Below are 25910 nucleotides of genomic sequence, written 5' to 3'. Positions count from 1 at the left end.
CGGCCGCACGGCGGGCCGTTGCGAGCGCCCGCGATCAGTCCTGCGAGCGGGCGACCTGAGGCACGGCGTGAGCGGCCGCGCGCGAGCCGGGATCGCGCAGCAGCAGCGTCCCGTCCGCCTCGCGCGCAACCAGGCCCTGCTCGGTCAGCTTCCTGAAGGCGGTGGTGACCGAGGGCCGCTGTGCGCCGAGGATCTCGCTCAGGACCTCGTGCGTGACCCGAAACGGGATGCGCACGCCGCGCGGCGTCACCCTGCCCCAGGACTGCGCCACGAACCACAGGGTCTCCATCAGCCGGTCCTCGACACGGGTCTGGTGGCTGACCGCCATCAGGTAGGCGGCCGCGCGTGCGCGGCGCAGCAGCCGCGAGGAGAAGTTGACGACCAACTGCGGGCGACGGCCGATCAGGGTCGTGACATCGCCGTCCAACACCGCCAGGCGCAGCGGCCGGAACACCCGCCAGTCGAGCGAGTATTCACTCAGGCCGAACAGCGGCTGCTCCCACGGTCGCATGATGTCGCCGGTGCTCAGGAGCTCGGTGGCGACCGCGCGGCCGACGCGCAGGCGCCGTCCGAGAAAGCCCTCGAGCACCAGCAGTCCAAACGATGTCTGCGGGTCGTATGTGGGCGGCACCCAGGTCGGCCCCGCGGCGACCAGCACCGGCGCCACAAGCGCCCTGGTGGCGGCGACCAGGTCGGTTTCGCTGAGCCCGGCGCCGAGGTCGGGGTCCTCTTCAAGGATGTGACAGCGCGCCGGCGGCCCTTCGGGATCAGACTCGTGGATCGCCTCCGTGTCCGCGGCCGGCTCTGAGCCCATCGAACTAGACCCTCCCGCGGCCGTCTGCGCCTGCGACGACCGCCGCGCACGCCTCACCGCTGACCACGTTTCGCCCCATGCCTCTCATTGTGGCTGATGCGCAAACAGAGTCACCAGACCCTCCGGGCGACCGGCCGCCCGTCAGAGCCGGAAGGCGCCGCGCGGGATCTCGTCCACGAGCGCGCGGGCAAGGACCCGCGCCTCGTCTTCGGACAGCTGGTGGTCTGAGACCAGCTCCGCCAGATAGCGCGCGTCCAGCCGGCGGCTCATGTCGTGACGCGCCGGGATCGAGCAGAGCGCGCGCGTGTCATCGACAAACCCCGAGGTCTTGTAGAAGCCGGCGGTCTCCGTGACCGCCGCGCGGAAGCGCCTGACCGCCGCGGGTGCGTCCAGAAACCACCAGGGCGCACCGACATACACGCTCGGATAGAAGCCCGCAAGCGGCGCGATCTCACGCGAGAACGCGGTCTCGTCGACGGTGAAGAGCACGAGGCGGAAGGCCGGGCTGGTGCCGACGGCGTTCAGCAGCTCGCGCAGCGGGCGTGCGAACTCGGTCGCGACCGGGATGTCGTGCCCGGTGTCGGGCCCGAAGCGCTCGTGGGTCGGCCGGTGGTGGTTGCGCAGCACGCCGACGTGCAGCTGCATCACCAGGCCGTCCTGCGCGCCCATCAAACCGAGCTGGTAGAGCATGTTTCGCCGGTAGGCGAGCGCCTCTTCGCCACTGACCTCGCCCGCGAGCGCGCGGCGGTGGATCGCCGCCGCCTGACCATCGCTGAGCGGGGTGGCCCAGGCGTCCAGCACCCCCGTGTCGGTGGCGGTCGCGCCAAGCGCACGGAAGTACTCCCGGCGAGCGCGAAGCGCGTCGAGCAGCCCGGGGTAGCTGCCGCAATCCACCCCCGAGACCTCGGCGAGCGCGTCCAGTCGCCCTGCCCAGCCGGCGTCGGCCGGGTCCATGTAGGCGTCGGCGCGCAGTGTCGGGATCACGCGCACACCAAGCCCCTCGGCCGCAAGCCGCGCGTGCGCCTCGAGCCCGTCGGCAGGGTCATCGGTCGTCGCGAGCACCTCGACGCCGAAGCGCTCAAGCAGCGCCCGCGGCCGAAACTCCGGGCGCGCGAGCTGCTCGGCCAACTGGTCGTAGAGCCGCTCGGCGCTGGCCGGACCGAGCTCGGCCTCCAGCCCGAAGACCCGCGCGAGTGTGTCCTCGAACCAGTACCGCACGGGCGTCCCGGCAAAGCGCCTCCAGTTCTCAGCGAGCGTCCGCCACACCGCACGGGGTGCCGCCGCCCCGCTGGGCGGCGGCGACTTTCCTGAAGCCCCCACCCCGAGCGCCTCCAGTGGAACGCCTGAGCCGTGCAGCAGGCGCGTGACGTAGTGGTCGGGGGTGATGAGCAGCGCCGCCGGGTCGGAGAACGGCTCGTCGTCGGCAAGCATGCGCGCGTTCACATGGCCGTGCGGAGAGATGATCGGCGCCTGCGCCACCGCCTGGTAAAGCTCGCGGGCGCGCTCCCTGACACCGGGCTCCGGGCTGAGCAGACGGTCAGGGTGAGGGGACATGCGTGTCAGCCTAGCCATATCGTTTGGCACCGTGCCCACCCAACGACTTGACCGCACAAGCTGGCCGGCACCGGCCCGGCCGGTGCGGATCGTGCATCTGGGGCTTGGCGCCTTCAGCCGCTCGCACCTGGCGGCGTATACGGCCAGCGCCGAGCTGGCCGGCGGCTGGGGCATCAGCGGCTTCACCGGCCGCAGCCCGCGCCTGGCCGCGCCGCTCGCGCCGCAGCAGGGACTCTACGCACTGGTTGAGCGGGGCCCGGCCGCGGATAACGTCAGCGTCGTGGACGCGGTCGTGGAGGTGCACGGCGCTGGCGAGCTTGCGGCGCTCACGGCCGCGCTTGCCTCGGCCGAGACGGCGGTGGTGACGTTGACGGTGACCGAGGCCGGCTACCGGCCGCCGGCGGCGGCAGAGCGCGCCGCCGCCGGCGCTGGGCGGGGACTGCCGACGGTTGGCGAGCGCCTGGCGGCGGGGCTGGTCGCGCGCCGCAACGCGGACGCCGGTCCGCTCGCCCTCGTGAGCCTGGACAACCTCGCCGCCAACGGCACGGTCCTGCGGGAGCTCGTTCTGGGCGAGCTTGCGCGGATCGACCCGCAGGCGGCCGAGTGGGCGCAGCGCCAGGTGTCGTTTGTGAGCACCTCGGTTGACCGGATCACGCCACGCACGACCGACGAGGACCGAGAGCTGGTGGAGCGCGAACTGGGGTTGCGCGACGAGGCGCCGGTGGTCTGCGAGCCGTTCAGCGACTGGGTGCTGTGCGGGGCGTTTCCGGCCGGGCGGCCACGGTGGGAGGATGCCGGCGCGCGCTTCGTGGACGAGATCGGACCGTGGGAGGCGCGCAAGCTGTGGCTTTTGAACGGCGGCCACTGCCTGCTTGCCTACCTGGGCCTCGGGCGCGGACACGAAACGGTGGCGCAGGCGGTCGGCGACCGGGAGCTGGCGGCGGCGCTGGAGCGCTACTGGGACCTGGCCGCGTCGCTGCTGGCCGGCGGCGAGCTGCTCGAGCTGGACGCGTATCGGGCGGCGCTGCGGGAGCGCTTTGCCAACGCCCGGATCGGCTACCCGCTGACGCAGATCGCCTCTGACGGGTTGGAGAAGCTGCGCAACCGGGTGGTGCCGGTGATCGTGGCCGCGCGGGCGGCCGGTGCTGACGCCAGCCCTGCGCTTGCGATCGTGCAGGCGTGGGCCGACTGGCTGATCGGCGACCCAGCACGGGCGGCAAGCGATCAGAATGGTGGGGCGCTGCGCCCGGCGCTCGCCGCCGCCGGCGGCGAGCAGGCAAAGCGTGCACTGTTTGAGCTACTGGAGATCTTCTGAATGAGAATCGCTGCTGCCGATGTCGTGGTGACGAGCCCGACCCGCAACTTCGTGACGTTGAAGCTGACCACCGACGACGGTGTCACGGGGCTCGGTGACGCGACGCTGAACGGCCGTGAGCTGGCGGTCGCGGCCTACCTGCGCGAGCATGTGGCGGCGCTTCTGATCGGCCGCGACCCGGCCCGGATCGAGGACACGTGGCAGTACCTCTACCGCGGTGCCTACTGGCGGCGCGGGCCGGTGACGATGGCCGCGATCGCCGCCGTGGACATGGCGCTGTGGGACATCAAGGGCAAGGTCTGCGGCGTGCCTGTTTACCAGCTGTTGGGCGGCGCCTCGCGGGAGGGGCTGCTGGCCTACGGCCACGCCTCTGGCACCTCGTTTGAGTCGCTTGGCGAGTCGATCAACATGCACCTGGAGAAGGGCTACCGCGCGATCCGGGTGCAGTCGTCGATCCCAGGGGTGCACGCCGTCTACGGGGTCGCCGCCCAGGCGCAGGCGTCCGGTGAGCGCTACGACTACGAGCCCGCCGGCCGCGGCGCAGCACCGGCGCAGGAGGACTGGGACAGCGCCGCGTACCTGCGTCACGTCCCGAAGGTCTTTGACTATGTCCGCCGGGAGTTCGGGCCGGAGCTGCCGCTGCTGCACGACGCACACCACCGCCTGCGTCCGATCGAGGCCGCCAAGCTCGGCAAGAGCCTCGAGCCCCACAACCTCTTCTGGCTCGAGGACTGCACCCCGGCGGAGAGCCAGCAGGCGCTGCGGCTGGTGCGCCAGCACACGGTCACGCCGCTTGCGATCGGCGAGGTCTTCAACACGGTCTGGGACTTCCAGCAGCTGATCTCAGAGCAGTTGATCGATTACGTCCGTGCCGCCTCAACGCACTTCGGTGGGATCACGCCGCTGCGCAAGCTGATGGACTTCGCCGCCCAGTACCAGATCCGCTCCGGCTTCCACGGCCCCACCGACGTCTCCCCCGTCGGGCTGGCCGCACAGCTGCACCTCGGGCTTGCGATCCACAACTTCGGCATCCAGGAGTACATGCCCCACAGCGAGCAGACCGACGTGGTGTTCCGCCAGAGCATGAGCTTCACCGACGGCATGCTGCACCCCGGCGAGACTCCCGGCCTGGGTGTCACGCTCGACGAGGAAGCCGCCGCCCGTTACCCATACCAGCCCGCCTACCTGCCGATCAGCAGGCTCAAGGACGGCACCATGCACGACTGGTGAGCGCCCGTCACGCCGAGTGCGCGTTGATCTGGTAGCGTCGCGCGCCATCACCATTAAAACGGAATTAGGAGTTTCCTCGAGTTTCGGGCTTTTCGAGGTCGCTGGGTGAGGGTTGGCGCAGTCCGATGTGCGGTGTCAGCTGGCGCGTAGACAGCACTTCTTGTACTTGCGTTCGCTTCCGCACCAGCAGGGCTGGTTGCGCTCTGGTGGCCAGGGATGTGTTGTGGTTGTTTTGAGGAGTTCGGTGGCGTAGCTCGCGCGGGTGTCTGATTGCTCGGGATCGCGGTCGTGCTCGGCGGACCAGGCGAGGTAGCTGTCGATCGTGATTGGCACAAGCGCGAGCCGCGCGACGCCCTGGGCTCTGAGCTGTCGGAGGAGCAGTTCGAGCCGGGCGCAGTATGCGTCGTAGGGTCCGTGCTCGTAGTCCTCGGCGAAGCTTGGCCAGGTCTCGAGCGCTCGCTGGTACTCCTGGGCCGGGAACCAGGCAAGACCGACCGACGCGTGCTTTGGCGGGACCGTCCGCGTGCTCTGGTCTCGGTAGAACGCGTCAACGCGTGCTCGTTCGGCTCGTTCTTCGCGATCGACGAGTTCTTCAGCTTGGAGTTGCAGTTCGTCGGGTGGTTGGCTGAGCGCGTCGAGGGTTTCGGCTCGCTCGCTGGTGAGCATCCAGAGCATGTCGCTGTCGACGTTGGTGGCGAGCGCGAGCGTGAGGCCTTTGGTCTGCCACGGCAACGCCTTGTTGTGCAGTCCGACGTCCGCGTAGGCGAGGCCCGCTGTTTGGTGCAGCCACGGGTTGCCGGGGTCCTCGCGCTCGGCGTTTAGCCAGGCGATATCGGCCTGGTCTGTGTGTCCTGCGTGCAGCAGCAGATCGGCGATCAGTGCTTGTGCGCTGGGGTGCTCATCAAGGTCGCCGTCCCATCCAGCGGCGACGGCTTGGCGCATCGCGTCGACCGCTTCGTCGAACCGGCCGAGCTGCTGGTAGGCATACGCTAGCTCGTCGAGGTACTCCGCGCGGTGCCGCTGCGTCTCGGTTAGTTCGAGCGCGCGCGCGATCAAGCGAACGCGCGCCGTGTTGTCATCACGCTCGCGGGCGACATCGAGTTCCCGCTCGATCGCTGCGAGGTCAGACACAAGCGGAAGGCTAGCCTGCGCGTCAGGCGCGGCGACCTTGGCGCCGCGCGACGGATCATCCCGCGCCTGGAGCACGGCAAGGAGAAGGTCGCGGCGACCCGAATCTGGTGCGCGACAAGCCGATCTGGCCACGAGACGCTGACACGTTCCCGCGGCCCTTTGCACCAGGAGTCGCCGCTATGCCAAGTTCGCTCGCCGGGCTGTTGTCCCTGCTCGCGCCATCCTTCACGCAACCAACGTTTCAGACGTTCAGCATGCTGGTGGTCGGGATGGTCGGCCGGGTGCGGGACTGCACCGTGACGGGGATGCTGCAGTCCGCCGGGCTCGCGGGCGAGTGGCATCACAGCCGCGCGCACGACTTCTTCGCCCGCCGACGCTGGGAGCCTGACGAGCTCGGCGTTCGGCTGTTGGACTTCCTCATCACGATGTTCGTCAAGCCCGACGGCCCGATCCGGTTCGCCGTTGATGACACGCTCTTCGGCCGCTCCGGACGCAAGGTGTTCGGCGCGCACTACCTCCACGACGGCGCGCAACCCGAGGGATCCGGGCAGCGGACCAGATGGGGGAACTGCTGGGTCGTGCTCGTGCTCGTCGTGGAGCTTCCGTGCCTCGACGGCCGGCAGGTTGGGCTGCCGGTCCTGTTCCGGCTGTTCCGCCCGAAGGACGAGCAGCATCCGGACCGCCCGTCACAACCCGAGCTCGCGAGGCGGCTGATCGACATGATCCTGAAGCGTTTCCCGGGCCGGGTCGTGGAGCTGGTGATGGACGGCGCGTACGCCAGCAAGGCGTGGCAAGGGCTACCAGACCGCGTGACGCTCACGACCAGAATGCGCTCCAACGCGGCCGTGTTCGCGTTCGCGCCGGAACCAACCGGCAAGCGGGGACGCCCAGCGCTGAAGGGCGCCCGGCTCGCGAGTCTCGCCAAGCTCGCCGCCGCTGCGGCGTTCACGCCGGTCACGGTCACCACCCCCGGCGGCCGCGAGCGGACCGCGCACATCCACGCGTTCACGTGCCTGTGGTACGGGCCGTTACACACACGGGCGGTAAAGGTGATCCTGATCCGCAACCCCGGCACCAGCGAAGGGTTCGACATCGCACTCGCGTCAACCGACACGACCGCGACCGCCGCGGTGCTGATCGCCCGCTACGACAGCCGCTGGACGATCGAGACCTGCCATCAAGAAGCGAAAGCACACGGCGTCGGCGACCCGCGCAACCGCGTCCAGAAAGCCGTCGAGCGGACCGTCCCGTTCGGGTTCCTCACCCAGACGATCACGATCGCCTGGTACCAACTGCACGGCAACCCCGAAGCCGACCTCAAAGCCCGACGGCGCGCCGCCCCGTGGTACCGCCAGAAAACCAGCGTCAGCTACACCGACATGCTCGCCACGCTCCGCCGCGAGCTGATCCGACACGAATACTGGGCACAAGCACCCCAGACAACCACCGAACCACAAATCACGCCCGCCCTGTCACCGTCAGCCCAAGCCGCCGCCTGAGATCACGAAAGTCGAGAGTTTCATGTGGGGCGCTTTAAGAAGCACGCCTGGACACGGCGAGTTCCAGTCAACGTCGCAACAGTAGACAGGTCAACCCTACCGGTTGGGGTCACGGAGCGCTACAGACCGGGGTGCCGTGGCGGGGTGGGAGCAGGAGCCCCGGAGGGGCGATGGCTCTCACCCCGCCACGGGCGCGGCCGGCACCCCCGGGGGCACGGCACACCGGCGGCCTGCCGCACAGCGACGGTCTGGGGACATCGTGCGCGAGCACGCACGATGCTGCGCATGTCAGGACCCGGCCGCACTGGCGGTGATCGCGGCTGGCGAACACGCCGTCAACACGCTATGGGCGGGCGAGATGCTGCGCCCGGCGTCTATGCGGCGAGCTGCTCAAGCTCCATGTCCAACAGCTGTGCTGGGGTGTGCCACCCCAGCGTTCTGCGTGGCCGAGCGTTTATCTCTGCTGCGACACGCTCAAGCTCCTGCGGGCCGTGCTGTGAGAGGTCGCTGCCCTTCGGGAAGTAGTCACGCAAAACACCGTTCATGTTCTCGTTGGATGCCCGCTGCCAAGGGCTGTGAGCCTCACAGAAGAACACGCTTGTGCCGGTGCTGGCGCTGAGCTGCTCATGGCCTGCCATCTCGGTTCCTTGATCCCAGGTCAGCGACCGGCGCAGCGCCTCAGGCAGCACGGCGAGCTTGTGCTCAAGCGCCGTGTTCAGCGCCTGGGCGCCCTGCCCGCCGTCCAGGTGCAACAACACCACAAACCTCGTTTTGCGCTCAACCAGCGTGCCGATCGCACTGCGGTTGTACGCGCCCTTGATCAGATCACCCTCCCAATGCCCGGCGACATCACGGCTTTCAACCTCGCTCGGACGTTCGGTGATCATCCGCATGCTCTCAGGCCTTTGACGACGCTGATCAGGGCGCAGGCGCCGCTTACGCCGCCGTCTACGGCACGGACGCGTGATATCCACCAACGGGTCATAGATCGCCTGATAGATCGACTCTGTGCACAACTGCCGAGCGCGCTCACCCGGAAACCTCGTGTGCAGCTCGTGGGAGACCTGCTCCGGACTGAAACGCCTGCCAAGCAGCCCCAGAACCGTGTCGTGCAGCACCGTATCGGTAGCGACGCGACGCTGCCGCGCACGACCAAGCCGCCCGCCGGCGAGACGTTGCGCGCCATGCGGGCGATAGGAACCATCCTCACCGCCATTACGGGACAGTTCACGGCTGACCGTCGAGGCGCAGCGCCCGATCCGGCGGGCGATCTCACGCACACCCAGCCCCTCACCACGCAAATCGGCGATCTGCACCCGCTCCTCCTCGCTCAAATACCGGTCGCTGCGCGCCTTTGGCTCAATGATCTTCACCGGCGGATAGTGCCGGACACGGCCGATGGCATCCCGCGCCGTGTCGCCGTTACGCCAGTGCCTACCCGAGCTGCGGTCAACCCCGACACGCCGGCACGCCTCCCTGTTGCTCACCCCCTGCGCGATCAGCACAGCCCACTGCGCCCGCTGCGCCGTCAGCGGCGGACGCCCTCGCGGCCTTCCCGTCCCAGCCATCGCAACCCCCAAACCGTGGTGGTGTTGCGACGATCACTCGAATCCGCCCACTGATTTTGTGCGCCATCTCGGCCATCGCCGCCGGCGCCATACCGGCGCTCGCGTCGAGCAGTAGCCGCCACGGTAAGCCGGTGGCGAGGACGGCGGGCGCCGGCTCGACCAGCGTCGCGTACGACTACGACCGCGGCCCCGCGGGACCCAGGGGTGCCCGCGGGCTCCGGGGCCCACGCGGGTTCCGGGGCCCTCGCGGCCTGCATGGCGTGCACGGCCTGCACGGCCTGCACGGCCTCCAGGGCGGGACCGGACCCGCAGGTCCGCAGGGACCGCAGGGCACGAGCGGACCGCAGGGCGCAACCGGACCGCAGGGCGCAACCGGACCGCAGGGCGCAACCGGACCGCAGGGCGCAACCGGACCGCAGGGCGCAACCGGACCGCAGGGCGCAACCGGACCGCAGGGCGCAACCGGACCGCAGGGCGCAACCGGACCACAGGGCCCCCCCGGCCAGGCCGTATTCGCGGAGGAGGAAACCGCGCTGTACAGCGGCCTCAACACCCAGCTCACCGGGTACAACCTCGTTGACGTGCCGATCTACCCCTACCAGGGCGGGGCCGTCGACTCCGCGAGCAACGAGGTCAACCTGGTGACACCCATCAGCCTGCCAGCTGGCAAATACATCGTCACGGCCAGCGCGCAGTTCTACCGCTACGTAAACCAGAACTACGACGGCGACTCAAGCGCCAGCTACAACGAGTGGGGCGACATGATGCTGTACCTCGGCAGCTCGCAGAGCACAGCGACGCGGGTCGTCTCGAGCTACAGCAACGCGATTCCCCAGGCCCCCGACGGTACGATTGCCGCGCAGGACAGCGGCACGTTTCCGATCACGGTGCCGAGTGGTGGGGCGACGCTCTACCTGGAGGGCGCGGTCCAGACCAACGACCCGACCGCAACCGGGGTTCCTGCCCCGAGCGGCGACGTGCGTCAGGCCGGAGCATCGATCATTGTCTACAACGTGAACTGATCAGCCGCCAGCGTCGGGCTGGCGACGCGCATCACTGACACCTCCGGGGCCGTCCTCGCCACGAGGACGGCCCCTGGACCAGTGCCCTGACACGTATGATCGGCCCCCCGCACGCAGGCAAACAGCCCGCGCGGACCGACACTGGAGGTAGCGAAGGCATGGAGATCACACGCTCGAGCATCGAGACCACGAAGGGGCCGGCCGACTGGTTCACCGGCGACGTCTACCTCGACGCGGTCGCGGCGCCGGGAGCGGGCTCGGCGGTCGCTGCGGCGCTCGTGCACTTCACCCCCGGTGCGCGCACGGCCTGGCACACCCACCCGCACGGCCAGACGATCTTCATCACCGAGGGGGTTGGGCGCTGCCAGCGCGAGGGCGGGCCGGTTGAGACGATCCGCCCCGGCGACCGTGTGTTCTTCGCGCCGGGCGAGCGCCACTGGCACGGCGCGGCGCCGGACCGGCTGATGGTGCACCTGGCGATCCAGCAGGCTGACGCGGCAGGCGCCACGGTCAGCTGGGGCACGCACGTCAGCGACGCGGAGTACGAGCCCGACGCGGAGGACCAGCCCGAGCGCTAGTCGCCCAGCTCAGCCGAGCAGGCCGCGGACGTCCTCGGCGGTGATCTCGCCGGCGAACACATCGCCGTCATCCATCACACCCTTGAACAGCGCCGCCTTGCGCTGCGCGAGCGCCAGCACCTTCTCTTCGATCGTCTCCTCGGAGATCATCCGGTAGACCATCACCTGCCTGGTCTGGCCGATGCGGTGAATACGGTCAATCGCCTGGTTCTCGGTCGCCGGGTTCCACCACGGGTCAAGCAAAAAGCAGTAGTCGGCCTCGGTCAGGTTGAGGCCAAAGCCGCCGGCCTTGAGGCTGATCAGAAACACCGGATCATCGCCACCCCGGAAGCGCTCTATCACCTTCCCGCGCGCGCGGGTGCTGCCGTCCAGGTAGCAGCAGCCGAGCCCCTCGGCCTCGAGCCGTGCCCGCGCGAGCGACAGAAAGCCGGTGAACTGGCTGAAGACGAGCGCCCGGTGGCCGCCGTCGCGCACCTCAGCCAGCTGCTCGACCAGCGCGTCGAGCTTCGCGCTTGCGACCTTCATGTGCTTCTCCTCGACCAGCCCGGCGTGCAGCGCCAGGCGCCGCATGCGCGTGATCGCGGTCAGCACGGTGAAGCGGTTTGAGTCAAAGTCCTCGAGCAGCCCGAGGATCCGCTGGCGCTCGCGCTGCATGTGCGTGTCGTAGAGCTTGCGGTGGCGCGGCGTGAGCTTGACCGACAGGACCTGCTCCTGCTTGGCTGGCAGCTCGGCGGCCACGAGCTCCTTGGTGCGGCGCTTGACCAGCGGGCGGATCCGCTGGCGCAGCCGCGCGAGGCGCTCGGCGTCGCCATGGCGCTCGATCGGCCGAGCGTAGAGCTCGTCGAAGGCGGCCGGGTCGGGGAACAGCCCCGGTGCGGTGATCGACAGAAGCGCCCACAGCTCGCCGAGGTGGTTCTCCATCGGCGTGCCGGTGATCGCCAGCTTGAACGGGGCGCGCAGCCGCCTTGCCGCAAGGTGTGTCTTGGCGTTGTGGTTCTTGACAGCCTGGGCCTCGTCGAGGATCACCGCCGCCCACTCCACGGTCGTGTAGTGCGCCTCGTCCAGGCGCAGGAGCGTGTAGGTGGTCACGACCACGTCGGCGCCAGCGGACAGCTGCGCGATGGTCGTGCCGGCGCGGGCCAGCGTGTCGGTCAGCGCCCTTACGCGCAGCTGCGGGGCGAAGTGAGCGGCCTCGCTGACCCAGTTGGGCACGACGCTGGTGGGCGCGATCACCAGCACCGGGCTGGTCCGCCCGCCGGCCAGCGGGCCGGCGGGCGAGGTGGAGCGCTCACGGGCATGCAGGATCAGCGCCAGCGCCTGGAGGGTCTTGCCGAGCCCCATGTCGTCGGCGAGGATGCCGCCGAGGCCGAGCTCCCAGAGGGCGGCCAGCCAGCGGAAGCCGTCGAGCTGGTAGGGGCGCAGCGTCGCCTTGAGGCCCTCGGGTACCGGGAGCTGAGCGAGGTCGTCTAGGCCGCTGAGCGCCTCCACCTGCCGCCGCCACGCCTCGGCCTGCTCGCGCACCACGCCGATCGCCACAAGCTCCTCCCAGAGACCGGCCTGATACCGGCTGATGCGCAGCGCATCGGGCCGGCGGGCGTCCTGTAGGAAGCGGGCCTCCTCGATCAGCTGACGCAGCGTGGCAAGCTCGGGGGCCAGCAGCGAGAAGTGCGCGCCGTCGTCCAGCAGCATCCGTTCCTCGCCGCGTGCCAGGGCGGCGAAGAGCGGCGCGAACTGAAGCTCGCGGCCCTCTACGGAGATGGTCACGTTGAGGTCAAACCAGTCGTGCTCGCCGTCGATCGCGGCTGTCGCGACAGCGATCTGCAGCTGGTCGTCGACGTCGCGGTAGGCCACCGGTGAGCCGCTGCACTCGAGCCCCACAGCCGCGATCTCTTCAAGCGCCGGCAACGCCTCGGTGACGAAGCGCACCGTGTCCAGGCCCCGCAGCGGCGGTGTGTGGGCGGCGGGCCGGCCGTCGGCGTCGAGCAGGCCGAGCGCGGCGAGCCCCTCGCCAGCCGAGAGGTCGAGTGAGTCGAGGATCGCGCGCTCGCGCTGTGTGTCGCGCAGGCCCGGCAGCGTGTCAGCGCCGCCCAGCTCGAAGCAGACACGCTCCTCGCCGACGGTGTAGACCCAGTTCCAGGCGAGCTCGGTGACGTGGTCGGCGCCGTGGTGGGCGCGCAGAATCAGCTCCGGCGCTGAGATCTCGGGGAGGGCAAAGGACCCGTCGGAGGAGACGACGGGCGCGACGCTGCGCAGCGCCGGGGCGATCTGGGTCGCAAAACGCGGTAGGTCGCCGGCGGGGATCGTGAGCTCGCTTGCCTCGAGCAGCATCCGCTGAAGCTGGTCGGGCGTCTCCCTGGCCAGCCGCAGGAGCCGCACCGGCACGCCGATATCCTGCGGCCGCTGCGCGCGGCTTGTGCGCCCGGTGGCGCGGGTGGCGTCCGCTCGCGCCAGCACCAGGCCGTGGCCGTCCTGACCGAGGAAGAGCACCGGCTCGAACTCTCCGATATCTCCGGCACCGTCGATCCGCAGGGCCGGGCGCAGGCGCCGCGCGCCGTCGGCGGTCGCGGTCACGTCAAGCACCAGCTCGGCGCGGCGGTAGCGCGGCACCTCGCCCAGCCGCGGCGCGGCGTGGACCGTGACCATGCCGATCCTGTCGGCGCGGTCAAGCAGCGACCACAGCTGACTGGCGTCCCAGTCGCTCAGGTCGAGCGTGCGCTCGCGCTCGCCGTAGCCGTAGTAGTAGCGCGAGCTGGTGGCCATCCGCGCGCGGTGCACCGACTGGAACTCGCGCGCCAGCTCGAGGTGGTCCTCGCGATAGTTGCCCTGGCGCAGATGCCAGGGCTCCAGCGACCCCCAGGAGAGCGAGCCGTTGACCCACCCGCCGCGCGCGCCGGGTCGCATCAGGCGCGCCTGCAGGCGCAGGGCACCGGGGCTCGAGCCATAGGCGGTGGACACCAGCGCGAACTCGATGGCGAGCGGATCACCTGTGGCGCGGGCGGTCGGTGTGGGGATCAGAGCCCGTAGCGGCGCCTCCCAGCTCGGCGGCGGCGGTGGCGTCGGTGGCGGCGACGGGTTTGCGGGTGCCTGGGGCTGGTGGGCGCCGCTGTGGCGTGCAGGCGTCGTGCGCTGGCCGCGCGCTTCGCGTGCGCTCCGCGAGTCGGGCTCGCCCACGACGCTGAGCACGAGCGCCGCCACGTGCTTGCAGTTCCAGCCGACCGGGCAGGAGCACTCGCCCTCCTCAAAGACGAGCGGCGCATCGTCCTCGTCGTCACGACGCGAGAACTGGGCCCACGTTTCGTAGATCGCACCGTTGCCGACCACGCGGGCATCCAGCATGAGGGTCTCCTCGTCCCAGCTGGGTGAGAGCACACGGTGCGCGCGGGCGTATGCCTGACCGCGTTTGAAGGCGGCGGCGCCGCACTCCTCCTGCAGCTCGGCCAAGTCGATCTCGATCCGGGTTTCAGCCACGGTCGCCATGGCAGCTGAGGCTACGCGCCGAGCTGGACGTATGGACGCTGGTCGGCTTGCAAGAGCGCGCAGATGACCGCAATTTACGGAGTCCCTGCGCGCCGGAGCCGGGACCAGCACCGCGCCACTGCGGCCAGACGCGACGGCTCGCGTGGGATAAGCTCCCTGCCATGATCGACTTCGGTGGAGAGCATGGCGCGCGCGCCCTGGCTCACCTGCGCCAGGATCCAGTCATATGGCTCACCACGGTGTCCCCGAGCGGCGCGCCGCTGCCGATGCCCGTGTGGTTCGTGTTCGACGGCCAGGAGTCGCTGCTCGTCTACAGCATCAACGGCACCCGGGTGCGCAACGTCGGAGCAAACCCGCTGGTGGCGCTCAGCTGCCCAAGCGACTCCGAGGGCACCGACGTGGTCGTCTTCTCCGGCGAGGCGAGTTTCGACCCGGACGCCCCTCCCGCCGATCAGAATGCCGCCTACCTCGAGAAGTACGAGCAGCGGATCGGCGGCCTGGAGATGACCCCGGCGAGCTTCGCGGAGACCTACGACACACCGATCCGCATCCGCCTCACCCGCCTGCGCGGTCAGTGAGGCCCGCTGTGCGCAGGCGAGCCACCAGATCGGCGCGGCATCCGCGAGTCGTAGGGTGCCGGCAGCTGCAGGCCGCATCGGTAGGCACACGACGCAACGGCCAGTCGTGCCACACCGCCGGCCGGCCTCATGCTCGCCGTGAGCCTCTTCTGCGGAGCGCTGACCGTCACGCCCTCGCGCAGAGGACCGGGACACGTCGTGACCAGCGTCGCACTGGCGTGACTTGTCGTCGAGTTGCCCAGGTTGTCGGCTCGTAACAATTGGCGCGCGTTGCGTTCGGCGCCAAGACGCAAATGGAACCTCAGCGAAGTTGCGCTCATCGCTGCCGCGGTGCTTGTCGGTGGCCTCCTCGGCCCGCACCTGCTGGCCAGCCCCAACAGTTCGACATTCATCAGCTGGGGACTTGGCGGGGCCGTGGCCGGCACCGTCGCGGCGTGTCTGTTCAGCGCCAGCACCTCCTATCGACATCACAGCGCCCGAGCGTGGCCGTCATGAGCAAAGCAGCGTTTGACGAGTCGATCCACGCGCCGTTGCGTCTACGCAAATGCGCGATGCTCGCGCCCGTGCAGTCGCTGCCGTTCGCCAACATCCGCGACAGCCTGGAGATCTCCGACTCGGTACTCAGCAAGCACCTCTCAGCGCTCGCCGAAGCCGGATACATAGAGCTCTCCCGCGTGCGCGCGAACTCGAGGTCCCGGCGGCAGGTCACGCTCACCAAGCCCGGACACACCGCTCTGCACGGACACCTGGCAGCCCTGCAAGCGATCGCCGCCACCGCCGAGCCGGGCAAGGGTACCGAGCCGTCGGGCACCGCCAGCCCGAAGCGCTCCCGGCCCCAAACGCAAGCCAGCGTAGCCCTCCGACCCGCGTGAGCAGCGGGCACACGCCACCCGCGAGCACCGAAACGCCGCGCCGAGACTGCGGCCACGGGCGTTCCGCGCGAGGCCTGCCGGAGACCCGGTATGCAAGCGACGTGCGCGGACATCGATGCAGGCGACGGTCCCGCTCGCGCTCTGGCTGCTACGACTGCGGTCCTCGGTATCGCCACCGCACGCGCAGTTCAGCGCTCGTCATGGCGTTCAACCGCAGTCACGTTGCCCGCGTCGTCTGTGACATACAGACCTTTGGAGAGATCCACCAGAACCAGGGTGTTGCCGAATGGGTCAAGGACGACGGCCACTCGGCCGACTGGGATGTCGGCCGCTTCGGATATAACCTGCCCACCCGCCGCCACAATGACAGCAACCGCCTGGACGACATCAGCAACGAGCCAGTCTGGCTCATACCCAAGTTCGGTGCTCAGGACAATCTCGGTCTCGCTGTCGGCCATGGCCAAGGCAGCCTGACCGATGGCATCGTTGCGCCAGCGCAAACGATGCCCGAGACCATCGCGGTAGAACCGCAGACCCGCGTCAAGATCCGGGACAGGAATGGTCACCGCATCAACCTTCTGAAACAGACACCGCGCCATCCACCCAGTCTTTCAGGTCTCACGCCCCACCGCTTGACACACCGAGTCGCTTGCAAGCCTGAGAGCCCCCCGGCCAGCCACGGCGTCGCCAACGCCCAGGACGCACTGGCCGACGCCGAGACCTCGCGTGCCAACCACGTCCTGAACGCCCTCGTCGGACCGATCGCTGCCGTCTCGCCCGTGAATACCCTCGTCATGACTCCCCTGGAGGGCCGCAACAAACTGGTGTTGCTGCTCCGGGTCGCCCCAGCGGTCCGCCAACCGCTCGCCAAGGCGGCTGGCGAGGCGCCTCGGTCACACTCGTGGGTGTCATTCTGGCGCAGGAACAGCAAGCGCGGCGGTCATCGGAATCTCCGAGGCCCTCACGGGAGCATGCACACCGTCGATGTCGACGGGCTCACCGGCCGTCATCACCGGCCTCGTCGTGGCGCTCACGAGCTTCGCAACTCTGATCCCCTCGCGCCACAAGCCGGGAGACGAGGCGACGTGACCTCACGATCGAGTGAGGCGTGGTTGTCCGTACGATGAGGGCTGTGGCAACAATGCAATCAGCGCCTCCAGCGTCCACGGTGGGCCGGGCGCCAGCGGGCGCCCGGCCATCGGCCCGATCGTGATGGGCGACCACCTGATCGTCTTTCACTCTGCGGTGCGGGCTTGCGCAGGCTACAGCCGCCATGAGGCGCCATCGATCCTGTTGGGCGGCTCCTCGCTGGCGAGCGAAACCGAACACGGTCGCGCGATCGCCGCGCAGCTGACACGCCGCCACGAAACGCTCGAGCAGGCGATAGACGCCGGGGTGTTCGGACTTGCCGCCGCCGGGTTGCCCAAGAGCATCCAGCGGCAGGCGCGAGCGGCGTGTGAGGACTATTTCTACAGCCGGCTTGACCTGCCACCAAACCACAATTTGAGCGGACCCCGAGAGTCGATCGAGACGCTCGAGCTGATGCCCGAGCCGATGTACCGCGCGCTTGAGCAGATCGTCGGCCTCGTCGTCGACGGCGAGTACGAGGAGCTATGCGCTGCGTCTGATGGTCGGCTGAGGGTCGAGGACCTGCGCCGCCGCGTCGAGGACGACTGCCCCGAGTCCCTGGTACTGGCGCCACGCGAGAGCTACCAGGTCGAGGCGATCACCCGCTCAGATGATCCCGACCTGCCGGGGTGGACGTACTTCCTTGACCTATGGACCGACAACGGCCCGGCCCGCCTGCACATCGAGGGCGAGCTCGAGGAGTCAGGCGAGCGATTCACGGCAACACTGAAGGACATCCTGCCCTGACGCGCCGCCGGACTGGCCGTTAAACGCGGAAAGCCCACCCGTAAGTGGACTCTCGGCCATCAGAAGATCAGGCGGCTTTCGCGGGAAGGGGACATTCAGATGAAGGTCTCGCCCTCAGGTTGCCTTCGCTGTCTGACCATCAGAGCGTAGCGCACCCCCCATTCGACCAGCCAGACCAGAGTCCACCTCCTGCTGCTGAAGGCAGGCAGCAAACTTGGCATGTCCCTCTACGGCGGTGGTCCGACCGGCCGTCAAGCCGGCTTGATGGGCGGGCCCGCCGCGTCGGGGGTCGCGGCGTGGGTCGCCGACGTCCAATTGGTCGCAGGCCCGGGCACGGAACCTACCGCGGACGCGGTCGGTTCGCTCCTTGTTACTGCTGGCTGCGACACTTCGGGCATGCGCGAGGGTGCGGCATTGAGGCTCGACAGCGGCGAGGAGCTGCGGTTCGACATCGACCGAGACGGCCTTGCGCGTGACGAGCCAGTGCTGCGGCGGCCCGCCGCCAACGCGGGCCCGCTGAAGGACCGCCTGGCAGTGCTCGACAGCATCATCGCCACCGCACTACCTCGCCCAGCCGGAACGACCGATCGCCTGCTCGCGGCCGACCGCGAGCGCTGAGCGCCCGGCATATACCGCGACACCTCCGCGCTCAGACGCCGCTGCAAGGACGCCCAACGGGCCGCAGGCGTCCACGAACTGCGCTGGCACGATCCACGCCACAGCAAGGGCTCGCTGCTGGCTTGATTGCACTCAAGAGCCTCCTGCGACCAACTGAACACGTACTGAGAGCCCGCAATTTCAGGCCCTTCCACGAGTACTCGGGTTTCGCACTTTTGTGGGTTGAGCGGCGGCGTGTTGGCGGCGGCGGGGTGGCTGCGGGCTTGATGGCCTGAGCAGCTCGGGGCGGGAGAGGAAGGAGCATCGGCGGCTGCTGCGAAAGCGGTTGCTGTCAAGGAAACCTGTCCGTCGCAGCCAGGGGAGGCGCGCTGCGCGGCTGACCCCTGGAGGTCGCCGCCGATGCTCTGCGTCCCATCTTCGCTGAACGAGCTGCTTGTCCTGTTTGAGTCGTGTTTCACCCAGCCGACGTTCAACACGTTTCGCGCCCTGGTGGTTGGTCAGGTCTCCCAGACCCGTTTGCGGTGCGTGACCGGGATGCTGACAGGCGCCAGGCTGTCGGGGATCTGGCATCACGCTCGCTGCCACCGGTTCTTCGCCAACGCGCGTTGGTCCGTGGACGAGCTGGGGTTGGCGCTCGCGTGCCTGATCGTTGAGCGGTTCACAGACCCCGGCGGGCCGGTGCTGGTCGCGGTCGATGACACGCTTTTGAAACGTCGCGGACGCCGGATCCACGGCACGTTTTGGCATCATGACGCGACCGCTAACAGCCGCTCCGGGTCGGTCGCGTGGGGCAATGACTGGGTTGTGGCCGGGATCTGCATCCGTCTGGCGTTTCTGGAGCGGACGGTGTGCCTGCCGGTCCTCTTCAGGCTCTGGCAGCCCAGACGCAAACAGTATGTGAGCGCGTCAAAGCCCGATCCCGGACGGCCCGGCAAAGTGAAGCTCGCAAACGACATGATCTGTCTGCTTGCCGCCCGGCTTCACGATCGGCAGATCGATGTTGTCGGCGACAGCGCGTATATCAGCGGCGCGTGGCGTGAGCGGCCCAAGCGGGTGACGATCACATCCAGGTTGCGTACCAACGCGGTGCTCTACGCCCCCGCGCCACCACGCACCGGCAAACGCGGCCGACCCCGCAAATGGGGGGACCGGCTCCCGGCCCTCAACAACATCGCACTGGACCCGGCGACCGAATGGGTGGCTCACACCGTCTGTCGCTACGGCAAGCCCGTGACGCTCAAGCTCGCCGAGATCTGCTGCCTATGGGAGCCGCTGGGACCCGACAGCCCGGTACGGGTGATCCTCGTCAAAGACGACACCAGGCCGTGCGGCTACCAGATCGCGCTGATCAGCACCGACCTGCAGGCCACACCCACCCAGATCGTTGAGCGCTACGCCGACCGCTGGCCGATCGAGGTCGCGTTCCTCGAGGGCAAAGAGATCTTCGGGGTCGGCGAGGCCCGCAACCGTACCCCCAACGCTGTCGCGCGAACGGTCCCGTTCCAGTTCCTGGTCATGGACCTCACGATCGTCTGGTACGCCCTTTACGGCCACCACCCCGACATCGTCACCGAGCATCGCGCTCGTGCGCCCTGGTACCTCACGAAAAGCACCCCGTCCTTCACCGACATGCTCGTCAAGCTACGACGAACGATCATCGCCAACCAATTTCAACCCGAACAAGCCCGAACCCCCACAACCCGGGAAATCAGCGCCGTCCAGCAAGCATGGGCCGACGCCAACCTATGAACTGCGAAACCCGAGCGAGTACCCCCAGCCGGGCTCGAACCGGCGATCTCCTCCGTGAAAGGGATAGGAAGAGGGTGTCATCTCAGTAAGTACGGGCAGTTTAGCGTTGCGAAAATGCCTGTAAAAACGCTATGTCAGACTTGTTTGGTAGCCAAATTGGTAGCCAGATCAATTTGGTAGCCACGTGGTAGCCAAAGCGTATGATGGGCTCATGACCACCACTCCGACGCTCGTGATCAGGTCCCATAACGGCAAGCCGTACTACGAAGCGAAGTTCCGTGACGCGGAGCGTCAGGTGATGCGCCGGATCGGTCCCGCCTGGCTTGAACCGGGACCCGGCCGGGTCTGGGTGCCACGCAAGGGCCGGGTTCCCGAGGGCTACTTCGACGAGCGTCGCGCGCATGTGCGGGCCGCGGAGCTGGTGTCCGCGTATGTGGCGGAGAAACCGAAGAGCGGTCGTGTAGTGCAGCGCGCCACCTTCCGCGAGCTCGCTGCCGACTACATGCGCTGGCTTGAGACGGATTACGGCGCAAAGCCGACGACGCTGCGTGATCACTCCTACAAGCTGGCCGAGCCCGGAACGTCGCACCGGCGCGGCGCCGGCGTCGCCCAGGGCCGGATCATGCGCGAGCTCGGCGATCGTCTCGCCGCAGACATCACCGGCGAGGACGTGCGCCGGTTGCTGTCGTCGATGACGGCAAGCGGCATGTCGGCACGCAACGTCAACAAGCACCGCAACCTGATCGCGGCGATCTTCAACCACGGAGCCAGGCGCGCCACCGGCCGCTTCAAGCTCGAAGCGAACCCGACCGTCGGGATCGAGCTTCGGCGCGAGCCCAAACCAGCGCCGCTCTTGTACTTCTCGCCAGAAGAGATCGAAGCGCTGGCCCGGGCGCTCGAGACTGGCGTGCACCGCACCCGCGTGGGTGACGGCGATGCCGCGGAGCTCGAGCGCCGAGCTGGACAGGATGCACAGGACGCGGAGGCGGTGCGGCTCTCCGCATACACCGGTCTGCGGCGCGGCGAGCTTGTGGCGCTGCGCTGGAAGGACATCGACTGGACCGGCGCCAAGCTGACCGTGTCCCGAGCGCTCAGCCTCGGTGTCGAGGGCTCGCCCAAGAGCGGCAGCTTCCGGGATGTTCCACTGTCCGATCAAGCGCTCGCCGCGCTTGAACGGCTGTCGCACCGTCGGGACTTCACAGGCCCTGACGACCTGGTGCTGTGCAACGCCTACGGACGTCATCTCGACGCCACCGCGCTCGGGCGCCGCTACAACCGGGCGCGCGACGCGATCGGCCTCAGACCACTGCGCTGGCACGACCTCAGGCACACGTTCGGATCGCTCCTTGTTGCTGCTGGGATCGACACCGTCACCGTCAAAGCAGCCATGGGACACGAGCGCATCACGACAACGGAGCGCTACCTGCACGCACGCCCCGCCACCCAGCAAGCAGCCGCGTTCACAGCCGCGTTCGCCGCTCAAAGTGCGAGCCAGCCTGCACTGGCACACTGACTGGCCCCTTTCGGTCCCGCATCCCAGATACCCCCGGACGGCGTGCTCCCCCGGAGGAGACCCAACCGCTTAGAGAACTCCGGCTACCGCCACCGACAATAGTTGACCACTTCCGTGCGCACTGGTTGCCCCAAAGAACCTCTTGCGACGCTCTCGGCTCCTCTTAGCTACACGCTGGACGGGTTGGCGGCACCCTTACCTGCCCCCTTTGGGCAGCATCGTTCCCGCGAGCGCACTAGACTGTTTAGAGTCTCTGGCCAGCCCAATGGCGTCCACGCGGTCGGCCCATCGAACGACTGTGGTTCCCCCCGGATCGTGGAGGGTTGATCTATGCGGCTAGTGCCTCGAAGTTGACTGGGCTCATCTGCAGGATATGGCTGTGACGTCGGATGTGGTTGTAGAACCCGTAGCACCACTGTTGGGTGGCGGCTTGGGCGTGCTCGAGGTCGCGGAACTCGGCGTCACGGAGGACCTCCCATTCCAGCGAGGAGAAGAACGCCTCGGCAGCGGCGTTATCAAGAAACGACCCGACACGGCCCATCGACTGTTGGATCTCGAGCTGTCGGCACAGGCTGGTGAACCGCTGCGCCGTGTATGTGGCTCCTTGGTCGGTGTGGAAAATGACGTTGTGGACAGCACCAGGCCCGCCACGGGCCGCGACCGCGGTCTGGATCGCTGAGCGAGCCAGGGTCGCGTTCGCGCTCATGCTCGTGCACGCGGCCAGGCAACGACGGGAGTACAGATCGATCACGGTCGCCAGATAGAACTTGCCGTGCCCTCAGGCGGGGATCTCGGTCATGTCCCCGACCCAGCGGAGGTTCGGGCCACGGGCGGTGAAATCACGGCGCAGCAGGTCAGGAAACGGCTTTCTGGTCTTATCCGGCCGGGTTGTGTTGCGACGACGTCGGATCCGGCGCGCGATGAGCCCCTGTCGGCGCATCGAGGCGGCCAGCAGTCTTCTCTTGAGACCGTCCAGCCGGCCTCGCGCAGGTCGACGAGCAGCCGCGGTGAGCCGTGTCTGCCCTTCGCCTTCTCAAACGCTAAAGCGACCGGGTCATCCAGCGCCTGGCGGCGCGTCTCAGAGACGCTCCGCTCACCGCTGCTGGCACGGCCCGTCCATTTGTAGAACCACGACACAGACACCCCCAAAAGCCGGCAGCACGCGGCGTGTGGCACACGGAAGCGGGTCCTCTGATCAAGCGATCAAAGCAAGCCACCGTCACCTCGTCGCCTCCCCCGCCCAGAGGACCACGGATCGCTCAGAGGACATCACGCCCCGATCCGCAATGTCGCGACCTTGCGCCCGCAGCTGCCCAGAGCTCCTCACGCTCATCCGGCCTTGAGACCGCCCGGGTCAGCTGCGGCCCTCGCTTTCGCAACCCAGTTACCCAGGGTGCCCTCACCCACACCCAGATCCCGGGCTATCTGAGCGATCGGCTTGCCGGACTCCTGAACAATCCCGACCGCGCTCGCTTTGAACTCCTGACCTGACTTCTTCCCGCTCTCTGACATCGGGACTCCTCATAGCTGGAGCCTCCACGGTCTTGGGGGAACCTCAGGTCAGGCCCGCAAATTGCGGACGAACACCACGGCCCGGCCGGTCATCACCACGATCCTGGCGTTTACCGCGATCAACAGCCGATCACATCGCCACGCTCAACGACGTTTGACGCCCGAGCCGTCGCCACCCGGCGGGTCGCTCGACACCCACCGTGACCAGAACGAGCTGCGGGAGGACCCACCAGAGCGCCGAGGCGGTGCGAGTGGCCGCCTACGCAGGACTCAGGCTCGGCGAGCTTCTCGCACTGCGCTGGCGCGACATCGATATGCCCGGAGCGGCCTTGACGATCAGCCGTGCGATCAGCGCCGGGATCGAAGGCCCCACTAAATCTGGAGAGGTGCGGCGCGTACCAATAGCCGACCAAGCGAGACTAGCCCTCAGACGGCTTGGCCAGAGAGCCGACTACACAGCGCCTGACGATTTCGTGTTCGCCAACGCCCTCGGCCGACCGCTCGACGGCTCCGCGTCACGGCGCCGGTACAAACGCGCGCGCGTCGCCGCCGGGCTTCGACCGCTGCGATGGCATGACCTACGCCACACCCTCGGGTCGCTCCTGATCGCCAGAGGCGTGGATCTCGTCAGCGTCCAAGACGCCCTCGGACACTCCCAACTCCCGACTACCAGCCGCTACTTCCACACCCGCCCAGCGAACGAGCGCGCCGCCGCATTCACCGCGGCATTTACAGACCGTTCGTGAACAGCACGCACGTCCCGGTCCTCAACTTCACCTGCGGCCGTTCACACTCGCCCGCCACACGAAAAGCCACCGTGATCTGACGCCCTCGGCCGACCAAGAAAGCGGCTTTTGCCTGGTACCTCGCCCCTTCTCGGAGGTCTACGATGCGGTGGTTACCGTGTCGGGCTACTGCCCTGCAGCAGTGCCCAAACTCTCTAGTGACAGATGACAGCGTATGGCTCTGCCAGGCGCGAGCTCGCGCAAGGGTGGTTCTTCCTGGCTACACTTACCGTCAGGCAGCCGCCGCTGGCAGCGTGTATTGAACACACAACCAGTCGGCGGCTCTGACGGGCTTGGTATCTCGCCCGTCAACTTGATCCTTTCGTCCGCCTTCTGATCGAGGGTCGGGACTGCTGACAGAAGCGCTTCCGTGTATGGATGGTGCGGCCCGGCGAACACCGCCGCTGCGGGACCGTATTCCATGACGCGCCCCAGATACAAAACCAGCACGCGGTCGGCGAGATAGCGCACGACGCCAAGATCGTGAGAGATGAATACGTAAGCAATATGCTCATCCTGCTGCAGGTCAACGAGTAGGTTCAAAATCGCGGCCTGGACCGACACATCGAGCGCCGACGTCGGCTCGTCACACACGAGCACGCTGGGGCTGCCCGCGTACGCACGAGCTATCGCGACCCGCTGCTTCAGGCCACCCGAGAGCTGAGCCGGCCGCATCGCTAGGTGGCGTGGCTCCAGCCGTACCGAACCCACGACGTCTGCTATGCGCTGCTGCCTTTCGCCGCCCTTCAAGCCGCCGAGCTTTGTGACGGCCCTGCCGATGATGCGGCCGACGCTGTGACGGCGATTGAGCGCGGCGTCAGGGTTCTGAAATATGATCTGAACCAGCTTTAACTGCTCTCTGGAGCGATTCGCTACGATCGGCGCGGCCGCCTCGCCGCGAATTTCGACCCGCGAGCCAGGGTCAGGCGCCGTTAGCCCAAGCAGTATCCTCGCCAGGGTCGTCTTGCCACACCCGGACTCGCCCACCACTCCAAGCGTATCCCCTGCGTATAACTCGATATCGATGTCGTTAAGTGCACTGACCCGCCCGCCTTTACGACCAGGGAAGGTCTTTGACACGCGCTCAAGCCGAACCAGCGGCTCGGTTTCGGCTGGTGTTGCCGTTAGGCATCGGGAAGCATTATCTATGCGTGGAATGCTCTCCGCTTCGCGGTGCTTAAAGCACCTCGAGAGATGTTCCTTCCCCACGTCAAACACTGGTGGCGCATCAGCCCTGCATCCGTCGTCAGCTAAGGCGCACCGCGGCGCGAACACACATCCGACCTGCATCAGGCCCGGCTCGGGCAAGAATCCAGGGATCGTGTCAAGTCGATCTCGGTCCTTCCTTTGAGTCCGCTTCGGAATGCACCGCAGTAAGCCGACCGTATACGGATGCTGGGGTCTCTCCAAGACGTCTCGGGCCAACCCCTGTTCGACGATCTCTCCCGCATACATCACAGCTACCCGATCACACATCTTTGAGATGACCGCCAAGTTGTGGCTGATGAACAGCGTCGACATTACCAACCGCTGCCTGAGCGAGGCCACCAGTTCCAACACCTCAGCTTCAACGGTCGCGTCGAGCGCGGTCGTCGGTTCGTCGAGTATCAGGAGCGTAGGCTCAGACGCGATCGCCATCGCGATCACAACGCGTTGGAGCATTCCCCCGGAAAGCTCATGCGGATAGGCGCCCATCACCCGCGGCCCGTCTGGGATCTGTACCGCATCGAGCGCGTCGCGGGCCCGCTGCATAGCCTCCATCTTGGACGCCCCTAGAACCCGAAACACCTCGGCGACTTGGTGGCCGATCCTCACGGATGGCGTGAGTGCCCTCCCAGGCTCCTGGTACACGACAGAGATATCTCTGGCGCGCAGCTCTCGAAGCTCCGGTTTGCCCAGTCTCGCGATGTCCCGTCCCCGGACCAAGACCTGTCCGCCGGTCACCTTCCCGTTTCGCGCCAGATAGCTCGTGATCGCCTGCACGGCCGTGGACTTGCCGCATCCAGATTCGCCCACGAGTCCAAACGACTCGCCAACATCGATCTCGAAGCTCACGTCTCTCAATATCGGAAGGTCCACGCCGCGCACTCTGTAGCACACCTCAAGGTGAGACACTTCCAGCCCTAAAGCCTTAGTCTTGCGCCCACCGTTCACGGCCAAAGGGACATCTGCCATCTCGTCAGGCCGCACGGCTGCACACCTGTTCCCTCGGATCGGCAC

General features: G+C 67.9%; 22 protein-coding genes. 12 read left to right on the top strand and 10 right to left on the bottom strand.

The features are described from left to right. Window positions 1-34: 34 nt before the first annotated feature. Complete coding sequence (locus M3M54_RS13950; protein ID WP_249019645.1) at window positions 35-814, bottom strand: Crp/Fnr family transcriptional regulator; 780 nt, start codon at window positions 812-814, stop codon at window positions 35-37. 141 nt (window positions 815-955) lie between these two features. Continuing rightward, a complete protein-coding gene (gene uxaC, locus M3M54_RS13945; protein ID WP_249019644.1) occupies window positions 956-2368 on the bottom strand; it encodes a glucuronate isomerase in 1413 nt (470 codons plus the stop codon). 31 nt (window positions 2369-2399) lie between these two features. Between uxaC and M3M54_RS13940 the strand changes: the two genes are divergently transcribed. Together M3M54_RS13940 and manD are read left to right on the top strand one after the other, a co-directional pair. After that, on the top strand, window positions 2400-3683 hold the full coding sequence (locus M3M54_RS13940) for a mannitol dehydrogenase family protein (protein WP_249019643.1): 1284 nt from the start codon (window positions 2400-2402) through the stop codon (window positions 3681-3683). Continuing rightward, a complete protein-coding gene (manD, locus tag M3M54_RS13935; protein ID WP_249019642.1) occupies window positions 3684-4913 on the top strand; it encodes a D-mannonate dehydratase ManD in 1230 nt (409 codons plus the stop codon). A gap of 135 nt (window positions 4914-5048) precedes the next feature. Here the strand turns inward: manD and M3M54_RS13930 are convergent, their stop codons facing one another. Next, entirely contained in the window at window positions 5049-6044 is a 996-nt protein-coding gene (locus M3M54_RS13930) for an SEC-C metal-binding domain-containing protein (protein ID WP_249019641.1), read from the bottom strand. Window positions 6045-6223: 179 nt separating this feature from the next. On the opposite strand from M3M54_RS13930, the gene M3M54_RS13925 reads away from it, so the two are divergent. Continuing rightward, window positions 6224-7543 (top strand): transposase, encoded by a 1320-nt coding sequence (locus M3M54_RS13925; protein ID WP_249019640.1) that lies wholly within the window; start codon window positions 6224-6226, stop codon window positions 7541-7543. Between the two features lie 374 nt (window positions 7544-7917). On the opposite strand, the gene M3M54_RS13920 is transcribed toward M3M54_RS13925, so the two are convergent. After that, the gene (locus M3M54_RS13920; RefSeq protein ID WP_249019639.1) at window positions 7918-9111 is read right to left on the bottom strand and encodes an IS30 family transposase; all 1194 of its coding nucleotides are present in this window, start codon (window positions 9109-9111) and stop codon (window positions 7918-7920) included. A gap of 131 nt (window positions 9112-9242) precedes the next feature. On the opposite strand from M3M54_RS13920, the gene M3M54_RS16820 reads away from it, so the two are divergent. Beyond that, window positions 9243-10133 carry a hypothetical protein gene (locus M3M54_RS16820; RefSeq protein WP_305883084.1) on the top strand — a complete coding sequence of 297 codons (891 nt, stop codon included), beginning with the start codon at window positions 9243-9245 and terminating at the stop codon, window positions 10131-10133. A 158-nt stretch (window positions 10134-10291) separates the two neighbouring features. Next, window positions 10292-10711, top strand: a complete 420-nt coding sequence (locus tag M3M54_RS13910; protein ID WP_249019638.1) for a cupin domain-containing protein — start codon at window positions 10292-10294, stop codon at window positions 10709-10711. Window positions 10712-10720: 9 nt separating this feature from the next. Here the strand turns inward: M3M54_RS13910 and M3M54_RS13905 are convergent, their stop codons facing one another. Further along, window positions 10721-14188 carry a DEAD/DEAH box helicase gene (locus M3M54_RS13905; protein ID WP_249019637.1) on the bottom strand — a complete coding sequence of 1156 codons (3468 nt, stop codon included), beginning with the start codon at window positions 14186-14188 and terminating at the stop codon, window positions 10721-10723. 161 nt (window positions 14189-14349) lie between these two features. Here M3M54_RS13905 and M3M54_RS13900 point away from each other — a divergent pair, with 161 nt between their 5' ends. Beyond that, on the top strand, window positions 14350-14766 hold the full coding sequence (locus M3M54_RS13900) for a TIGR03667 family PPOX class F420-dependent oxidoreductase (RefSeq protein WP_249019636.1): 417 nt from the start codon (window positions 14350-14352) through the stop codon (window positions 14764-14766). Between the two features lie 491 nt (window positions 14767-15257). Next, a complete protein-coding gene (locus tag M3M54_RS13895) occupies window positions 15258-15638 on the top strand; it encodes a transcriptional regulator (protein ID WP_249019635.1) in 381 nt (126 codons plus the stop codon). A gap of 188 nt (window positions 15639-15826) precedes the next feature. Here M3M54_RS13895 and M3M54_RS13890 read toward each other — a convergent pair whose 3' ends face one another. Next, a complete protein-coding gene (locus M3M54_RS13890; RefSeq protein ID WP_249019634.1) occupies window positions 15827-16204 on the bottom strand; it encodes a VOC family protein in 378 nt (125 codons plus the stop codon). A gap of 342 nt (window positions 16205-16546) precedes the next feature. Next, window positions 16547-16672, bottom strand: a complete 126-nt coding sequence (locus M3M54_RS16740) for a hypothetical protein (RefSeq protein ID WP_256465785.1) — start codon at window positions 16670-16672, stop codon at window positions 16547-16549. Window positions 16673-16850: 178 nt separating this feature from the next. Between M3M54_RS16740 and M3M54_RS13885 the strand changes: the two genes are divergently transcribed. The 4 genes from M3M54_RS13885 to M3M54_RS13870 all read left to right on the top strand — a co-directional run bounded on the left by M3M54_RS13885 (window position 16851) and on the right by M3M54_RS13870 (window position 21393). Then, on the top strand, window positions 16851-17513 hold the full coding sequence (locus M3M54_RS13885; protein WP_249019633.1) for a hypothetical protein: 663 nt from the start codon (window positions 16851-16853) through the stop codon (window positions 17511-17513). 396 nt (window positions 17514-17909) lie between these two features. Further along, on the top strand, window positions 17910-18131 hold the full coding sequence (locus M3M54_RS13880) for a hypothetical protein (RefSeq protein ID WP_249019632.1): 222 nt from the start codon (window positions 17910-17912) through the stop codon (window positions 18129-18131). 399 nt (window positions 18132-18530) lie between these two features. Continuing rightward, window positions 18531-19880, top strand: a complete 1350-nt coding sequence (locus M3M54_RS13875; protein WP_249019222.1) for a transposase — start codon at window positions 18531-18533, stop codon at window positions 19878-19880. A gap of 211 nt (window positions 19881-20091) precedes the next feature. Continuing rightward, window positions 20092-21393 carry a site-specific integrase gene (locus tag M3M54_RS13870; protein WP_249019631.1) on the top strand — a complete coding sequence of 434 codons (1302 nt, stop codon included), beginning with the start codon at window positions 20092-20094 and terminating at the stop codon, window positions 21391-21393. Between the two features lie 328 nt (window positions 21394-21721). Here the strand turns inward: M3M54_RS13870 and M3M54_RS13865 are convergent, their stop codons facing one another. Together M3M54_RS13865 and M3M54_RS13860 are read right to left on the bottom strand one after the other, a co-directional pair. Next, on the bottom strand, window positions 21722-22144 hold the full coding sequence (locus M3M54_RS13865; protein WP_249019630.1) for a DDE-type integrase/transposase/recombinase: 423 nt from the start codon (window positions 22142-22144) through the stop codon (window positions 21722-21724). 578 nt (window positions 22145-22722) lie between these two features. After that, window positions 22723-22905 carry a transposase gene (locus tag M3M54_RS13860; protein ID WP_249019629.1) on the bottom strand — a complete coding sequence of 61 codons (183 nt, stop codon included), beginning with the start codon at window positions 22903-22905 and terminating at the stop codon, window positions 22723-22725. Window positions 22906-23105: 200 nt separating this feature from the next. On the opposite strand from M3M54_RS13860, the gene M3M54_RS17075 reads away from it, so the two are divergent. Beyond that, a complete protein-coding gene (locus M3M54_RS17075) occupies window positions 23106-23651 on the top strand; it encodes a tyrosine-type recombinase/integrase (RefSeq protein ID WP_371878597.1) in 546 nt (181 codons plus the stop codon). 165 nt (window positions 23652-23816) lie between these two features. On the opposite strand, the gene M3M54_RS13855 is transcribed toward M3M54_RS17075, so the two are convergent. Continuing rightward, entirely contained in the window at window positions 23817-25865 is a 2049-nt protein-coding gene (locus M3M54_RS13855) for a dipeptide ABC transporter ATP-binding protein (RefSeq protein ID WP_371878679.1), read from the bottom strand. Window positions 25866-25910 lie beyond the last annotated feature (45 nt).

It is taken from the genome of Conexibacter sp. S30A1 (assembly GCF_023330665.1).
GTDB lineage: Bacteria > Actinomycetota > Thermoleophilia > Solirubrobacterales > Solirubrobacteraceae > Palsa-465.
Note: the sequence above shows the minus strand (reverse complement) of the source record. Positions and strands in the feature narration are given on the sequence as shown.